16 protein-coding genes are annotated in these 15382 nt (G+C 54.5%); 5 read left to right on the plus strand and 11 right to left on the minus strand.

Annotated elements, in window-relative coordinates:
- Positions 1 to 106: 106 nt before the first annotated feature.
- The 7 genes from nanA to zapE form a co-directional block, all read right to left on the minus strand.
- A complete protein-coding gene (nanA, locus tag L379_RS02830) occupies positions 107 to 1000 on the minus strand; it encodes an N-acetylneuraminate lyase (protein WP_015572001.1) in 894 nt (297 codons plus the stop codon).
- A gap of 122 nt (positions 1001 to 1122) precedes the next feature.
- A complete protein-coding gene (gene nanR, locus L379_RS02825) occupies positions 1123 to 1905 on the minus strand; it encodes a transcriptional regulator NanR (RefSeq protein ID WP_032655261.1) in 783 nt (260 codons plus the stop codon).
- A 102-nt stretch (positions 1906 to 2007) separates the two neighbouring features.
- On the minus strand, positions 2008 to 2505 hold the full coding sequence (gene sspB, locus L379_RS02820) for a ClpXP protease specificity-enhancing factor (RefSeq protein ID WP_026080566.1): 498 nt from the start codon (positions 2503 to 2505) through the stop codon (positions 2008 to 2010).
- Between the two features lie 5 nt (positions 2506 to 2510).
- Positions 2511 to 3149 (minus strand): stringent starvation protein SspA, encoded by a 639-nt coding sequence (gene sspA / locus L379_RS02815; protein WP_003860438.1) that lies wholly within the window; start codon positions 3147 to 3149, stop codon positions 2511 to 2513.
- A gap of 307 nt (positions 3150 to 3456) precedes the next feature.
- Entirely contained in the window at positions 3457 to 3849 is a 393-nt protein-coding gene (gene rpsI / locus L379_RS02810; RefSeq protein WP_003860436.1) for a 30S ribosomal protein S9, read from the minus strand.
- A 15-nt stretch (positions 3850 to 3864) separates the two neighbouring features.
- The gene (gene rplM / locus L379_RS02805; protein ID WP_003860434.1) at positions 3865 to 4293 is read right to left on the minus strand and encodes a 50S ribosomal protein L13; all 429 of its coding nucleotides are present in this window, start codon (positions 4291 to 4293) and stop codon (positions 3865 to 3867) included.
- Positions 4294 to 4585: 292 nt separating this feature from the next.
- Positions 4586 to 5710, minus strand: a complete 1125-nt coding sequence (zapE, locus tag L379_RS02800; RefSeq protein ID WP_017693899.1) for a cell division protein ZapE — start codon at positions 5708 to 5710, stop codon at positions 4586 to 4588.
- Between the two features lie 189 nt (positions 5711 to 5899).
- On the opposite strand from zapE, the gene zapG reads away from it, so the two are divergent.
- The 3 genes from zapG (at position 5900) to degS (ending at position 8996) form a co-directional block, all read left to right on the plus strand.
- On the plus strand, positions 5900 to 6298 hold the full coding sequence (gene zapG, locus L379_RS02795; RefSeq protein WP_003860432.1) for a Z-ring associated protein ZapG: 399 nt from the start codon (positions 5900 to 5902) through the stop codon (positions 6296 to 6298).
- A 170-nt stretch (positions 6299 to 6468) separates the two neighbouring features.
- Positions 6469 to 7836 (plus strand): serine endoprotease DegQ, encoded by a 1368-nt coding sequence (gene degQ / locus L379_RS02790; protein ID WP_015572006.1) that lies wholly within the window; start codon positions 6469 to 6471, stop codon positions 7834 to 7836.
- Between the two features lie 92 nt (positions 7837 to 7928).
- Entirely contained in the window at positions 7929 to 8996 is a 1068-nt protein-coding gene (gene degS, locus L379_RS02785; protein ID WP_003860430.1) for an outer membrane-stress sensor serine endopeptidase DegS, read from the plus strand.
- A gap of 49 nt (positions 8997 to 9045) precedes the next feature.
- On the opposite strand, the gene mdh is transcribed toward degS, so the two are convergent.
- Positions 9046 to 9984, minus strand: coding sequence for a malate dehydrogenase (gene mdh / locus L379_RS02780; protein WP_003860429.1), 939 nt, complete (start codon positions 9982 to 9984; stop codon positions 9046 to 9048).
- Between the two features lie 397 nt (positions 9985 to 10381).
- Here mdh and argR point away from each other — a divergent pair, with 397 nt between their 5' ends.
- Complete coding sequence (gene argR, locus L379_RS02775) at positions 10382 to 10852, plus strand: transcriptional regulator ArgR (protein WP_003860428.1); 471 nt, start codon at positions 10382 to 10384, stop codon at positions 10850 to 10852.
- 378 nt (positions 10853 to 11230) lie between these two features.
- Positions 11231 to 11494 carry a peroxide/acid stress response protein YhcN gene (gene yhcN / locus L379_RS02770; protein ID WP_006812160.1) on the plus strand — a complete coding sequence of 88 codons (264 nt, stop codon included), beginning with the start codon at positions 11231 to 11233 and terminating at the stop codon, positions 11492 to 11494.
- A gap of 59 nt (positions 11495 to 11553) precedes the next feature.
- Here yhcN and L379_RS02765 read toward each other — a convergent pair whose 3' ends face one another.
- The 3 genes from L379_RS02765 to aaeB form a co-directional block, all read right to left on the minus strand.
- Positions 11554 to 11826 carry a barstar family protein gene (locus tag L379_RS02765; RefSeq protein ID WP_003860424.1) on the minus strand — a complete coding sequence of 91 codons (273 nt, stop codon included), beginning with the start codon at positions 11824 to 11826 and terminating at the stop codon, positions 11554 to 11556.
- Positions 11827 to 11871: 45 nt separating this feature from the next.
- Positions 11872 to 13326: an NAD-dependent succinate-semialdehyde dehydrogenase gene (locus L379_RS02760; protein ID WP_017382714.1), complete on the minus strand. Its 1455-nt coding sequence runs from the start codon at positions 13324 to 13326 to the stop codon at positions 11872 to 11874.
- Positions 13327 to 13412: 86 nt separating this feature from the next.
- On the minus strand, positions 13413 to 15380 hold the full coding sequence (gene aaeB / locus L379_RS02755; RefSeq protein WP_015572008.1) for a p-hydroxybenzoic acid efflux pump subunit AaeB: 1968 nt from the start codon (positions 15378 to 15380) through the stop codon (positions 13413 to 13415).
- Between the last annotated feature and the right edge of the window lie 2 nt (positions 15381 to 15382).

Genomic DNA, 15382 nt, shown 5'->3' on the forward strand with positions numbered 1-15382 from the left:
CTCCCGACGATTTCTCTGTCGTTTTGCCGGATGGCGGCTGCGCCTTATCCGGCCTACGTAGCATGTTTTTGTAGGCCGGATAAGGCGAAGCGCCCCCGGCTATGCGTTAGCGTTTTTCCGCCATTAGCTGCTCCGCCAGCGCTTTCAGCGCTGGCACGAATTTTTCATCCACAGGGGCAAACGGCTTACGGCACAGCGGCACGGATACCACGTCCATATAGTGCAGAACCGTTTTCAGACCACGGAACACCCCGGCTTTAATCAGCAGATCGATCACCGTGTTGCATTCGCTTTGCAGGCGCTGTGCGGTGGCGTTATCCCCTTCACGAACCGCTTTAGCGATCGCCTGGTAGCGCCAGCCCATAATGTTGTAGGTGCTGCCGATCCCCCCGTCCGCGCCGGCCAGCAGGCCGGAGGCGAAGATCTCGTCATAGCCGTTGTAGAGCACCAGATCCGGATGTTCACGACGGATCTGCTCCATCTGGAAGAGATCGCCGGAGGTTTGCTTCAGCGCGCCGACGCCAGGCAGCGTTACCAGCGTGTTGATCTGATCCAGGCTTAACTTCACGCCGCTTAACGCCGGAATGTTATAGACCACCATCGGCAGACCATCCGCCGAATCAATAATTGCACGGTAATGATCGCAATGTTCTTCAAAGCTAAAGGGATAGTAAAACGGTGTGACGGCGGACACAGCGTCAAAACCGACGCGGGCGGCGGCCATGGCTAACTGCTGGCTTTCCGCCGTGCTGACGCAGCCAACATGGGCGATGAGCGTGATTTTCCCCTTCGCCTCTTCCGCCACAATCTCCATCACCTGCTCTCGTTCCGAAAGGCTCTGTACAAAGGCCTCTCCCGTTGAACCGCCGACGTACAGCCCATCGATACCCTGTTCAATATTGAACCGCACCAGACGGCGCAGGCTTTCTTTATCCAGCATCTGCTCAGAGTTAAACGGGGTCAGGAGTGCGGCCATTACGCCGCGTAATTGCGTTGCCATAGTTACCTCAATCGATCGTGTGTTTGTTATAACGACATACCTTTATACCTGTTATACCAGATCAATTAAGCAGCAGTAGAATACAGAACGCTTATATTGCGATCTGCTTCACTAAAGGATCGTTATTTTTTGGCTTTTGAATGATGGCCGAAAGCGTGCCAGGTGGCGGAGACGCTGTTAAGGTGAGTTTGCAACGCCCGATCCGCTTCATCGGGATCGCGGCGGCGGATCGCATCCACAATTGCGATATGCTGGCGATAGCTGACTTCATTATGCTGATAAAGCTCTGCGTCCGGCACTTTAGGACGCGCCGCAATTAACCAGTCAAGCAGCGCAACGTGGATCGCATTGAAGATCGGATTGCCGGGGATCTCCGCCAGCACGCGGTGAAAATCGACATCGGAACGAATAAATAGCGTGTTGTCATCCAGGGACTGGCTGTTGATCTCCAGGGCTTTTGTGAGCTGCGCAATCTGATCGTCAGTGGCATATTCTGCGGCATAACGAACAAGGCTGGATTCAAAGAACAGGCGAAGCTGCTCGAAATGGGCAATACCGCCGGGCTGGGTCAGAAAGTCTTTCGCCATTCCCGACAATTCACTGATGATGGTATCGGCAGACGGCATGGTTACGCGGGCACGTTCACCGTTGTTAATCTGCACCAGCCCTTTACGCTTTAGCGCCGCCAGCGCTTCGCGCACCGAGGGGCGACCCACGTTGAAGAACTCCATCAGTTCGCGCTCGGAGGGTAACTGCTCTCCCTGGGCAAATTCCTTCCGACGGATCATCTGCTCCAGCTCTTCTTCCACCATATCAGACAGTTTTTTGCGCGCCAGCGGCCGACGGCGCAGGCTGCGACCAATGGTTTCATCAGAGTTTTCAGCTTTAAGATCAGTCGGTTTCATTGCAGTCCGGTGCCATTGAAGGAAAACAGTTCATCATAACACAGGAAATTAGAGGGGGCGAAAAGGGACCGAAAGCAAAACAGGCCCGTCGGGCCTGTTTGTTTATTTCACAACGCGCAGTGCGGGACGACCACCGCGTGGTGGTGGCTCGTCATCCGGATCGGTGTCGTCATTATGATCGGGTTTATCGCCATCGATGACAGACATTACCGTGTCGCTTTCGCGTTCATCGGATGCCTCATCATCATTCAGGCTGGCAACCTCTTCATCATAAGCCGCTTCCGGCTCAAACATGGTGCCCGCACCGTTTTCACGGGCGTAGATAGCCAGCACAGCTGCCAGCGGCACGGAAACCTGACGCGGCACGCCGCCGAAGCGCGCATTAAAGCGCACTTCGTCGTTCGCCAGCTCCAGGTTACCCACTGCGCGTGGCGCAATATTCAGTACAATCTGTCCGTCGCGCGCGTATTCCATTGGAACCAGCACGCCCGGCAACGTCACATCCACAACCAGGTGCGGCGTGAGCTGGTTATCCAGCAGCCATTCATAGAAGGCGCGCAGCAGATACGGACGGCGTGGTGAAAGTTGTGACATTTCCACAGTCATTAGCCTCGGCCGAGACGCATTTCACGTTCCGGTTCAGTTAAAGATGCCAGGAAAGAGTCGCGCTCAAAGACGCGAGTCATGTAGCCTTTCAGCTCTTTCGCGCCAGGGCCGCTGAACTCTACGCCCAGGGTTGGCAGACGCCACAGCAACGGAGCCAGGTAGCAATCCACCAGGCTGAACTCGTCGCTCAGGAAGAAAGGCTTTTGACCAAATACCGGCGCAATCGCCAGCAGCTCTTCACGCAGCTGTTTACGTGCAGCATCCGCTTCAGAAGAGGAACCGTTGACGATAACGTTCATCAGCGAGTACCAGTCTTTCTCGATACGCTGCATGTACAGGCGGCTTTCACCACGCGCAACAGGATAAACAGGCATCAGCGGCGGATGCGGGAAACGCTCATCCAGGTATTCCATAATGATACGGGATTCCCACAGGGTCAGCTCGCGATCCACCAGCGTCGGTACGCTTTGGCTCGGGTTGAGATCGATCAGATCCTGAGGCGGGTTATCCTTTTCCACATGCTCGATCTCAAAACTGACACCCTTCTCGGCCAGCACGATACGAACCTGATGGCTATAAATGTCAGTAGGACCAGAAAACAGCGTCATTACCGAACGTTTGTTGGCAGCGACAGCCATGAAAACCTCCAGGTATATTCAGAATTTTTACTGCTACCAGCCCAACGGGGCCAGCCAGACGATGTATCGCCCATCCCAGAGAAGACACATTGTTCAAGAATCGAACAAAAATCGAGTATTCACCGATATTTGGGCAGAAAATTGGATGATAGTTTACCAGATTTTGATGGCTTTGTGGTGAGGGGATTCCGGAAATGTGGAAAAAGAGAAGATATATGAAATGTTACTGTGGATAACCTACGCATTATCCATAAAAAAACCCGCCGAAGCGGGTTTTTCGCCAATCGTTCTGCGTAAGCAGAATGGATTAACGTTTGGAGAACTGTGGACGACGACGTGCTTTACGCAGACCCACTTTCTTACGTTCAACCTGACGAGCGTCACGAGTAACGAAGCCAGCTTTACGCAGTTCAGAACGCAGGGATTCGTCGTACTCCATCAGCGCGCGGGTGATACCGTGACGGATCGCACCTGCCTGACCGGAGATACCACCACCTTTAACGGTGATGTACAGATCCAGTTTTTCTACCATATCAACCAGTTCCAGCGGCTGGCGAACTACCATGCGGGCAGTTTCGCGACCGAAGTATTGTTCCAGAGAACGCTGGTTGATTACGATTTTACCACTGCCCGGTTTGATGAAAACGCGAGCTGCGGAACTTTTGCGGCGACCAGTGCCGTAGTATTGATTTTCAGCCATTGCCTATAATCCCGATTAGATGTCAAGAACTTGCGGTTGCTGTGCCGCGTGGTTGTGCTCGTTGCCTGCGTAAACTTTCAGTTTACGGAACATAGCACGACCCAGCGGGCCTTTTGGCAGCATGCCTTTAACCGCGATTTCAATCACACGCTCAGGACGGCGGGCAATCATCTCTTCAAAGGTCGCTTCTTTGATACCACCGATGTGGCCGGTGTGGTGGTAGTACATTTTGTCAGTACGCTTGTTGCCGGTAACAGCAACTTTGTCAGCGTTCAGAACGATGATGTAATCACCGGTATCAACGTGCGGAGTGTATTCCGCTTTATGCTTACCGCGCAGGCGACGAGCCAGTTCAGTAGCCAGACGGCCCAGAGTTTTACCGGTCGCGTCAACAACATACCAGTCGCGCTGTACGGTTTCTGGTTTAGCTGTAAAAGTTTTCATTAAAAGCTTACCCAAATAATAAGTTACACGTTGGTGAACACCCAAACGTTTAGTCAGTTGAGGTTCACACGACAAAGTCCGGCAAACCTACCCCTTCGAATAGCACATGCCGACACATAGAAAGTTTCGGGAAAAAAACCTTCTCGTAACGTGGGGTCGCAAGATTATAGAGAAGTTGAGGTCAAAGATCGACCCTTAAATGTGATTTGGAATGGGTTTTTCGGGGTCAGGTATTGTGCGGTCTGGTGCCCTCACCCCCAGCCCCTCTCCCACGGGGAGAGGGGAGCATTTATTATGGCATATGCTCACGCTTGAGGTACTCTTCGCTCTGCATCTCTTGCAGGCGCGACAGGCAGCGCTGGAACTCAAACTTCAGGCGCTCGCCCTGATAAACCTCATATAAAGGCACCTCGGCGCTGACCACCAGCTTAACGTGGCGCTCGTAAAACTCATCTACCAGCGCGATGAAGCGGCGCGCTTCGCTCTCCATGAGTGGGGTCATAACGGGCACATCCCACAACATAACGGTATGGAACAGACGCGAAAGCGCAATGTAGTCATGCTGGCTGCGGGCGTCCACGCAGAGCGTTGCAAACGAGACGGCCAGCGTCTGGTTTTCTACGCCAAGCGTCGGCAACGGACGATGATTAATCTCCAGCGCTGGCGCGTTATCCCGCGGCGCTCCCGCCAGCGCCAGCCACAGTTTATCCATCTCGCGGGCTGTGTCGGCGTTCAACGGCGAAAGCCACAGGTGTGCCTGCGTTAATGTGCGCAGTCGATAATCGACGCCGGCATCGACGTTCATGATATCGCAGTGCTGTTTGATAGCATCAATGGCCGGCAGGAAACGCGCCCGCTGGAGACCATTGCGATAAAGCTCATCCGGCGGGATATTGGAGGTCGCCACCAGAGTGATCCCACGCGCAAACAGCGCTTTCATGAGGCCCCCCAACAGCATGGCATCCGTAATATCGGAAACAAAGAACTCGTCGAAGCAGAGCACGTCCGTTTCCGCCTTAAAGCGATCGGCCACAATGTCCAGCGGGTCGGTTTCGCCCTGGAGCGCCGTCAGCTCTTCATGGACCCGCAGCATAAAACGGTGAAAGTGCAGGCGCTGCTTACGCGTGCCGGGCAGGCTCTGGTAGAACATGTCCATCAGCCAGGTCTTACCCCGCCCAACGCCGCCCCACATATATAAGCCACGAACCGGTGCGTTCACCGTGGGCTCTTTTTTGCCCAGTAAACGGCCGAATGCCGCCTTCAGCCCACTGCTCTGCACCGCATCGGCGGGTTTCGCCAGAAGTTCCTGATAAATCGTGTCCAGGCGGTTAACCGCTTCACGCTGGACATCATCCGGCTGGTGTGTGCCCTCGCTCAGGGCCAGTTGGTAACGCGATGAAGGGGACAGGTTTTGCATGATGTTGTTGTTATTCCTTTAGTTAAACCTCACCAGCGCGCGTGGCTGATGAAAAAAAGGCCGTTCTACACTACGCGATGATACGTCAGGATTCCACTTCTGCGGAAATAGCGGTTATAGTGGCATAATCAGGCACAGGCAGGAGCCGAGCCAACACCCTACGGAACAACAAGACAACGGGAGAAGTTCATGACCTGGGAATATGCGCTAATCGGTTTAGTCGTCGGCATCATCATTGGTGCTGTGGCCATGCGTTTCGGTAACCGCAAATTGCGTCAGCAGCAGTCACTGCAATACGAACTGGAAAAGAACAAAGCCGAACTGGAAGAATATCGCGAAGAGCTGGTCAGCCACTTTGCCCGTAGCGCTGAGCTGCTGGACAACATGGCGACAGATTATCGCCAGCTCTACCAGCACATGGCGAAAAGCTCCAGCAGCCTGCTGCCGGAAATGACCGCGGAGACCAACCCCTTCCGCAATCGTCTGGCTGATTCTGAAGCCGGTAACGATCAGGCTCCGGTTCAGATGCCACGCGACTATTCAGACGGCGCGTCCGGCCTGCTGCGCGGTGGCGTAAAACGCGATTAATCGCACAACCTGAATAAATTTTACGGGCGCACCTTATGCGCCCATCCTTTCTTCCCGTCCCCAGCTATTATTTAGTCAAACACCTCATTGTTAAGCGGTTGAAAATTCAATAACATCAAGATGTTTTTGGGGCCGTTCTTTTTCATTCCAGGATACGAGAGTCAGCATCAATGAAGAAAAAAAACCAGCTGTTGAGCGCCTTAGCGTTAAGTGTCGGGTTATCTCTCTCGGCGTCCTTCCCCGCCAGTGCGGCACTGCCTTCGCAGGTGCCTGGACAAGAAGCCATTCCCAGCCTTGCGCCGATGCTTGAAAAAGTCCTGCCTGCGGTAGTCAGCGTTCAGGTGGAAGGGACGGCACGCCAAAGCCAGCGTATTCCTGAAGAGCTGAAGAAATATTTTGGCGAAGACGCGCCGGATCAGCAGGCTCAGCCGTTTGAAGGCCTGGGCTCAGGGGTGATTATCGACGCGGCTAAGGGCTATATCCTGACCAATAACCACGTGATCAGCCAGGCCGATAAAATCAGCGTTCAGCTGAACGATGGTCGGGAGTTTGACGCCAAACTGATCGGCGGTGACGATCAGAGTGATATCGCCCTGCTACAGGTGCAAAACCCCAGCAACCTGACCCAGATCGCCATTGCAGATTCCGATAAGCTGCGCGTCGGTGATTTTGCCGTCGCGGTCGGTAACCCGTTCGGTTTAGGCCAGACCGCCACCTCCGGGATTGTCTCCGCCCTGGGGCGCAGCGGCCTGAATCTCGAAGGGCTGGAAAACTTCATCCAGACCGATGCCTCCATCAACCGGGGCAACTCCGGCGGTGCGCTGCTTAATCTGAACGGCGAGCTGATCGGCATCAACACCGCTATCCTCGCGCCAGGCGGCGGCAGCATCGGGATTGGTTTTGCCATTCCGAGTAACATGGCGAAAACCCTATCTCAACAGCTGATTCAGTTTGGCGAGGTTAAGCGCGGTCTGCTGGGCATCAAAGGCATGGAGATGAGCGCCGATATCGCCAAAGCCTTTAAGCTCAACGTCCAGCGCGGGGCGTTTGTCAGCGAAGTGCTTCCCAATTCAGGCTCTGCGAAAGCGGGCGTGAAATCCGGCGACATTATTGTCAGCCTGAACGATAAACCGCTGAGCAGCTTCGCTGAATTACGATCACGTATTGCCACCACGGAGCCGGGCGCTAAAGTGAAGCTGGGCCTGATCCGTGAGGGCAAACCGCTGACCGTGGAAGTGACGCTGGACAAGAGCACCTCCTCTTCCGCCAGCGCAGAACAGATCTCCCCTGCTCTACAGGGCGCTACGCTGAGCGACGGTCAGCTTAAAAACGGCACGAAAGGCATTACCGTCACTACCGTTGAGAAGAGCAGCCCGGCCGCGCAGGCAGGTTTACATCAGGACGACGTGATCGTGGGCGTGAACCGCACTCGCGTGCAGTCTATTGCCGAAATGCGTAAGGTGCTGGAGAGTAAACCGGCGGTCATTGCCCTGCAAATTATCCGAGGCAACGACACCCTCTACATTTTACTGCGTTAACCATTTGCGACTCCGGACATCGCCGCTGCGTGTGATGTCCGGATAACTCATGTTATGCTGCAAACCGTTCCTTTTTTAACGACACACGCATCATGCTTTTAAAGCTCTTTCGTTCAATTGTCATTGGTTTGATCGTTGCCGGTCTGCTGCTGGTGGCTATGCCATCTTTACGCCAGTTCAACAAACTGTCGGCTCCTCAGTTCGACAGCACGGATGAAACGCCTGCGACGTACAATCAGGCGGTACGCCGTGCCGCCCCCGCCGTGGTTAACGTCTATAACCGCGGGCTTAACAGTTCCGCTCATAACCAGCTGGAGATCCGCACGCTCGGTTCCGGCGTGATCATGGATGACCGGGGCTACATCATCACCAATAAACACGTCATTAACGATGCCGACCAGATTATCGTCGCCTTACAGGATGGCCGCGTGTTTGAAGCCCTGCTGGTGGGGTCGGACAGCCTTACCGACCTGGCGGTGCTGAAGATCAACGCCACGGGCGGTCTGCCGACTATCCCGATTAATCGCAAACGCACGCCGCACATCGGCGATGTGGTGCTGGCGATCGGTAACCCGTACAACCTGGGCCAGACCATCACTCAGGGGATCATCAGCGCGACCGGTCGAATCGGCCTGAACCCGTCAGGGCGACAGAACTTCCTGCAAACCGATGCCTCGATCAACCACGGTAACTCCGGCGGTGCGCTGGTGAACTCTCTCGGCGAACTGATGGGCATTAACACCCTCTCATTCGACAAGAGCAACGACGGCGAAACGCCGGAAGGGATTGGCTTTGCTATTCCGTTCCAGCTGGCGACCAAGATCATGGACAAGCTGATCCGTGATGGCCGCGTGATCCGTGGCTACATCGGTATTGGCGGGCGTGAAATCGCGCCGATGCATACGCAGGGCGGTGGTATCGATCAGATCCAGGGGATTGTGGTCAACGAAGTGGCGCCTGGCGGCCCGGCGGCCAACGCAGGTATCCAGGTGAACGACGTTATCCTTTCCGTCAACGGTACGCCAGCGGTCTCTGCGCTGGAAACCATGGACCAGGTGGCTGAGATTCGCCCGGGCTCCATCATCCCTGTTGAAGTCATGCGTAATGACAAGAAGCTGACGATTCAGGTCACCATCCAGGAATACCCGGCCACTAACTGACGGGCATAAAAAACGGAGCTTAACGCTCCGTTTTTTTACCGGGATAAGATCACTTGTTAACGAATTCTTCGCCCAGCGTAATGTCTTTCTTCAGCGTATCCAGCATGCCTTCCATCGCGTTTTGCTCAAACGCGCTCAGCGTGCCGATAGACTTACGCTCTTCAACACCGTTTTTACCCAGCAGCAGCGGCTGAGAGAAGAAGCGCGCGTGTTCACCGTCGCCTTCAACATAGGCGCATTCAACAACGCCTTTTTCGCCCTGCAACGCGCGAACCAGAGACAGGCCGAAACGTGCCGCCGCCTGGCCCATAGACAGGGTTGCAGAACCGCCACCCGCCTTCGCTTCCACCACTTCGGTGCCTGCGTTCTGAATACGTTTGGTCAGATCAGCCACTTCCTGCTCGGTGAAGCTCACGCCCGGGATCTGCGACAGCAGAGGCAGGATGGTCACGCCAGAGTGACCGCCGATAACCGGCACTTCCACTTCCGTTGGCTGCTTGCCTTTCAGCTCAGCCACGAAGGTATTGGAGCGGATGATATCCAGCGTAGTTACGCCGAACAGTTTGTTCTTGTCGTAAACGCCCGCTTTCTTCAGCACTTCTGCTGCGATAGCAACGGTGGTGTTCACCGGGTTGGTGATGATCCCGATGCACGCTTTCGGGCAGGTTTCAGCGATCTGCTGAACCAGGTTTTTCACGATGCCCGCGTTGACGTTGAACAGGTCTGAACGATCCATACCCGGTTTACGCGCAACACCCGCGGAGATCAGCACCACGTCGGCACCCTGCAACGCAGGACGCGCATCTTCACCGGAGAAGCCTTTGATTTTCACAGCTGTCGGGATGTGGCTCAGGTCAACCGCCACACCTGGGGTTACCGGAGCAATATCGTACAGGGAGAGTTCTGAGCCTGAAGGCAGTTGGGTTTTCAGTAGTAGGGCAAGCGCCTGGCCGATACCACCAGCAGCGCCGAGGACTGCGACTTTCATCCTAAACTCCTTATTATGGTTAACTTAAGTATCTGTAACTCCGTTGCGGCGACCATAATTCAGCACGTCATTAATTACAATTTTCATCGCTAAAGAATTTGAGGTCGCACGTCTTTCGCCTTCACCTGAATACTATCGGGATGCAGGCAACAACGAATTAAGAGGGGGTTACAATACACCCTGCCACGCCACCAAAACAACATCATTTTGATAACATTTAATTTACTTTTAAGCTTATTTGCGCGGCGTGACCCAGGCATGTTTTCCGATAACGAAATCTGATAAAATCTCTCCCTTTCATAACATTATTTCAGCCTGGTGCCAGGTAGATAATTTGCATAAAAATTCATCCACATGCATAATAATGTTGTTTCTATCGTCATATTCCGGGTGACTTATGCGAAGCTCGTCTAAGCAAGAAGAATTAGTGAAGGCGTTTAAAGCGCTACTCAAAGAAGAGAAATTCAGTTCTCAGGGAGAAATTGTTCAGGCGTTGCAGGAACAAGGCTTCGACAACATCAACCAGTCGAAGGTCTCTCGCATGTTAACCAAGTTTGGTGCGGTGCGTACGCGCAACGCCAAAATGGAAATGGTTTATTGCCTGCCTGCTGAACTTGGCGTGCCAACGACCTCCAGCCCGCTGAAAAACCTGGTTCTGGACATCGACTATAACGATGCCGTGGTCGTGATCCACACCAGCCCGGGCGCAGCCCAGCTGATTGCCCGCCTGCTGGACTCGCTGGGTAAAGCAGAGGGGATCCTCGGGACCATCGCCGGCGATGACACCATTTTTACCACCCCGGCAAATGGTTTCTCGGTGAAAGACCTCTACGAAGCGATTCTGGTCCTGTTCGAACAGGAGCTGTAATTGTCTGCCCCGTAGCGCCTGGCTGCGGGGATCATTCTGCTTTTACCGCGTTTTACCCTGCTTTTCTCTGCCTGCTACTTTTGCAAATAGTGCTTTTTACCGCCTGTTAACATTCATTCAGTGAATGATCTGCCGCAAAATCGCACAAAAAATCAAATTACCATACCCCTTTGATTTAAATAAGAAAAAACCACAAACCTCGCATTGTGACGCCCTTTTTTATGCATTCTCGTTATAAAAAATGAATTTTTTAACGCGTAATAACAGACGAAACCATTAGCCTGGTATTAATTTTTTGCGTGATTAGTGTATACTTGATTTTGTGATGAGGGTCACAGAACAAAGACCCCAGTAAAATAATTGACGAGGTAAATAATCATGAAAATTAAAACCACTGTAGCTGCCCTGAGCGTACTGTCAGTCCTGTCATTCGGTGCGTTTGCAGCCGACACCATCAATGCTGAACAGGCACAATCCCGTCAGGCTATCGGGACTGTTTCTGTTGGCGCCATCGGTACGTCTCCGATGGACATGCACGAAATGCTGAACAAAAAAGCGGAAGAACAGGGTGCGTCATCCTATCGCATCATCGAAGCGCGCAGTGGCGACCACTGGCACGCTACCGCAGAACTGTACAAATAAACCCTCGTCGTATCTCATCATACGACTTGCCCCTGACCTCCCGGTCAGGGGCTTTTTTATCACTGGCGCACGTTGAAACGCAGTTGCCCTTCCAGCTCCTCCTCCGCTTCATCAAACAATAAAATCAATGCGCCAAAGCGTCTGCGTAGTTTTTCAGGCAGATGGGTAAATTCAATTTCCAGCGGTAACGGCAGACGATCGCCGGTAACCACATCCCACAGCATATCAAGATTGCTTACGCTGCCCCGCTCCAGGTCGAACGCCCGAATAAACTCGCGATAGAAGTCTTCCTGACTCTCAATTTCGTCAAAATCAAAGGTATAAATTTTCATTGCCAGCCACCCGGTACAGGCGGGCGGCAAATGCCGCCCTGTCTATTATAATCCCCCGATATGCAGGGTTTTGACTTCCAGAAACTCCTCCAGCCCCAGCACGGAACCTTCGCGGCCCAGCCCGGACTCTTTTACGCCCCCAAACGGACCCAGTTCGGTCGAGACAGCACATTCGTTAATTCCGATCATGCCGCTCTCAATGGCCTGCGAGACGCGGAACACGCGCGAGAGATTCTGGGTATAAAAGTAGGCTGCCAGCCCATAAGGCGTATTGTTAGCGCGCATAACCACTTCGTCTTCCGACGTGAAGCGGAAGCAGGCGGCAACGGGACCAAAGGTCTCCTCTTCTGCCAGCTTCATGCCTTCATGGCAGTCACCGAGTACGGTTGGCATCCAGAAATTGCCGCCAAGTTCGTGCGGTTTACCCCCAGCCAGCACCGTGGCGCCCTTCGCTACCGCATCTTCGACGTGCTCACGGACTTTTTCGACAGCCGAAGGCTCAATCAGCGGGCCGACAACGACGCCCTCGTCCAGACCGTTACCCACCTTCAGCGCCTTCACCGCATCGGCAAGTTGATTGACAAACTTGTCATAGACCGTCTCCTGAATATAGAAACGGTTTACGCTGACGCAGACCTGCCCGGCGTTACGGAACTTATTGGCAATCGCGCCTTTGACGGCGGCCTCAATATCCGCGTCCTCGAAAACGATATATGGCGCATTACCGCCCAGCTCCATCGATACCTTTTTCATGGTCTCTGCGGAATTGCGAACCAGCGTTTTCCCGACGGCGGTTGATCCGGTAAACGAGATTTTGCGCACGTCATGGCTGGCCATAATGGCGTCACTAATTTCTGAGGTGCTCCCCGCGACCGCATTCAGCACACCATCCGGCACACCGGCCTGCTTCGCCAGCGTCAGCAGCGCAAAGGCGCTCAGCGGCGTGTTGTTTGCAGGCTTGATGACGCCGGTACATCCTGCTGCCAGCGCCGGGCCGAGCTTACGGGTGAGCATGGCCATCGGGAAATTCCATGGCGTGATAGCAGCAACCACCCCGACAGGTTCACGAGTGGCCAGAATACGGGAGCCGGGTTTAACCGGAGGAATGATTTCACCGTTGGCGCGCTTAGCCTGCTCCGCAAACCACTGAATGAAGCTGGCAGCGTAGTCCACCTCACCTTCAGCCTCTTTCAGCGGCTTGCCCTGCTCGGTAGTCATCAGTCGCCCGAGCCAGCTTTTATTCTCGATAATCAGTTCATACCAGCGATAGAGGATCGTGGAGCGCTCTTTTGCCGTTTTTGCGCGCCATGCGGGAAAGGCCTTCGTCGCGGCCGCAATGGCCTCTTCGGTTTCGGCTTTCCCTGCTTTCGCCACTTTCGCGACCACCTCGCCCGTGGCCGGGTTTAGCACATCAAACGTGGTGTCGAGTGTTTTCCAGATACCGTTGACCAGATACCCGGTCTGAAAAAGAATACTGTCCTGAAGAGCCTGGGTTGTCATGTGTCCTCCCTTCCTGAATGTTTGAACCTGCAAGAATAAGTATAGCCACAAAAAAACCGACGCTTTTGGCGTCGGTTTTCTCTTCGTTAGCTGTCTGTCAGCGCATTCTGGTAGCGGTGCAGCATAAACACCAGCCGCTCTACCGGCTCGGTAACCTGCGGCGGCGCTTCCCAGATCCGCAGTTTCTCCTGGTAGATATCCAGCTCCTCCAGCAGTTGCTTAAAGTAGCGGCGACGTTTGTCATCACTGGATGCCGATATCACATGGTCCGCCGTTCGCCGTAGCTGGCGGTGGTAGGCGGACAAATCGTCGTTGATCGGCACTGGCGCGTTCCGCAGACGCTGGTGCGCGATAATCATGGTTAACGCCAGGCGGAAGCGGGCGACATCGCCCGGGAATTTATTCAGCAACAGGAACAGCTGTTGATAGAGCGCCGGCAGGTGGTTCTCCTTGCGCCGCGCGGTGTTGGTAGTCAATGACGATACGGCGGCCGACACAAACTGATTCAGCAGCACACGCCCTGTCCGCGCCTGAGAGTTATCCCGCACCAGCAGGATCACCATCATCGCCAGGAAACAGCCCACCAGCTGACCTAATGCGCTATCCAGGAACTGGCTGAAATGGAAGGTCATCGGGTTATCCAGCACGATGATGTTAATCGTGCTCGCCAGCGCACCTAACGATCCCAGACGGCGTTTTTGTACCTCAATCCCGATAAAGAACGCCATCACCGCCAGGCTGATGCAGAGCAAAAGCATGCTTTGCTGCGTCGAGGGAATAATCACCAGGAAGTAGAGCGCACCAATGGGTAACGCCGCAATGGTGCCGTACAGAAAATCGATAGCGACCATGCGCGGGTTGGGCAGACGCATCGCCAGCGCGGTGACGACGGCAATCATAACCATCGCGCCGCTGCCGGACGTCCAGCCGGTCCACAGCCAGAACAGCGTGCCGAGTATACAGGCCAGGGTGGTACGCCAGAAGTTAACCATCGCATGGTGGCGCTCGGCGGACTCCGGTTTGATCACCACTTCGCCCTGTAACACCTCTTCTTCCGCCGCACTGATTTTGGTGTTGCTAATCACGCCGCGTTTCAGGAGCAGGTAGCGCGTTGCGGCGCCAACCCAGGTATAAATGGTGACTGGCGTATCCCGTTCTCCTGTCCAGGCAATCACACGACGCATGCGTTTAAGCTGTCGATGCACGTCCTGCACCGTCTCCACGGGCTCATCAAACAGTTCGCGGAAAGTATCCGTTACCACTTCGGGGCGGGTGTTCTGAATCAGGTAGGTTTCACACGCCTGGGTGATCAGCGTTAACGAGACGGTATTGATCGCTTTCAGACGACGATTGGCCCGCTCCCAGCGGGAAGACTCCATGTTGAGATTACTGCGCATCCCTTCCAGCGCCTGCGTGCGGCGCACCAGCGCGCTCCAGGCCTTGTCGACCTCTTCGCTGTCGCCGTGCTTAATGCACAGCTGCATAAGCTGGTACTGAGCAACAATCAGCGCGTCCAGCTCACGATCGACTTCCTGCTTGATGGATCGCGGAGAGAAGAGCAGATCTGCGACAATCGCGCAGACGATACCAATGACAATCTCGCTACAACGTTCGACGGCGAACTGCGGAGCAAGCAGCGGTTCACTCTGAATGGTGATGATAATAATCAGCGCGGTATACCCCGCCAGACCCCAGGCGTACGAGTTCTCCACCTTCACCAGCGAAGAGACCCAGGTGCAAAAACCCGCCCAGATACAGCACACAATCAGCATCAGCAGCGGCGTACGGATCATCAGGATGATAATGGTCAGAGCGGCGATACAGCCGATAAAGGTGCCGATAATACGCAGCATCCCGCGATAGCGAATTGCCCCGGAGTAAGGTTCGCCACCCGCCGCGAAGGCAGGACCGGCGGCGACGATCGCGGCGGTCAGAACGGCCCAGCGCGGTGTTTCAAGCTGGAAATGGAAGCCAACAAACAGCGCCAGCACAATGGCGCATGCCAGCTTCACGGCGAAGCGGATGTGCTGGCTGGCGATGGAAAAAATGCCCATAG

Source organism: Enterobacter sp. MGH 33 (genome assembly GCF_000534535.1).
Lineage (GTDB): Bacteria > Pseudomonadota > Gammaproteobacteria > Enterobacterales > Enterobacteriaceae > Enterobacter > Enterobacter hormaechei_C.

Bases quoted from the DNA above. Each gene is read 5' to 3' on its own strand.
- nanA (WP_015572001.1), bottom strand. From the start codon at position 1,000: ATGGCAACGCAATTACGCGGCGTAATGGCCGCACTCCTGACCCCGTTT.
- nanR (WP_032655261.1), bottom strand. From the start codon at position 1,905: ATGAAACCGACTGATCTTAAAGCTGAAAACTCTGATGAAACCATTGGT.
- sspA (WP_003860438.1), bottom strand. From the start codon at position 3,149: ATGGCTGTCGCTGCCAACAAACGTTCGGTAATGACGCTGTTTTCTGGT.
- rpsI (WP_003860436.1), bottom strand. From the start codon at position 3,849: ATGGCTGAAAATCAATACTACGGCACTGGTCGCCGCAAAAGTTCCGCA.
- rplM (WP_003860434.1), bottom strand. From the start codon at position 4,293: ATGAAAACTTTTACAGCTAAACCAGAAACCGTACAGCGCGACTGGTAT.
- zapE (WP_017693899.1), bottom strand. From the start codon at position 5,710: ATGCAAAACCTGTCCCCTTCATCGCGTTACCAACTGGCCCTGAGCGAG.
- zapG (WP_003860432.1), top strand. From the start codon at position 5,900: ATGACCTGGGAATATGCGCTAATCGGTTTAGTCGTCGGCATCATCATT.
- degQ (WP_015572006.1), top strand. From the start codon at position 6,469: ATGAAGAAAAAAAACCAGCTGTTGAGCGCCTTAGCGTTAAGTGTCGGG.
- degS (WP_003860430.1), top strand. From the start codon at position 7,929: ATGCTTTTAAAGCTCTTTCGTTCAATTGTCATTGGTTTGATCGTTGCC.
- mdh (WP_003860429.1), bottom strand. From the start codon at position 9,984: ATGAAAGTCGCAGTCCTCGGCGCTGCTGGTGGTATCGGCCAGGCGCTT.
- argR (WP_003860428.1), top strand. From the start codon at position 10,382: ATGCGAAGCTCGTCTAAGCAAGAAGAATTAGTGAAGGCGTTTAAAGCG.
- yhcN (WP_006812160.1), top strand. From the start codon at position 11,231: ATGAAAATTAAAACCACTGTAGCTGCCCTGAGCGTACTGTCAGTCCTG.
- L379_RS02765 (WP_003860424.1), bottom strand. From the start codon at position 11,826: ATGAAAATTTATACCTTTGATTTTGACGAAATTGAGAGTCAGGAAGAC.
- L379_RS02760 (WP_017382714.1), bottom strand. From the start codon at position 13,326: ATGACAACCCAGGCTCTTCAGGACAGTATTCTTTTTCAGACCGGGTAT.
- aaeB (WP_015572008.1), bottom strand. From the start codon at position 15,380: ATGGGCATTTTTTCCATCGCCAGCCAGCACATCCGCTTCGCCGTGAAG.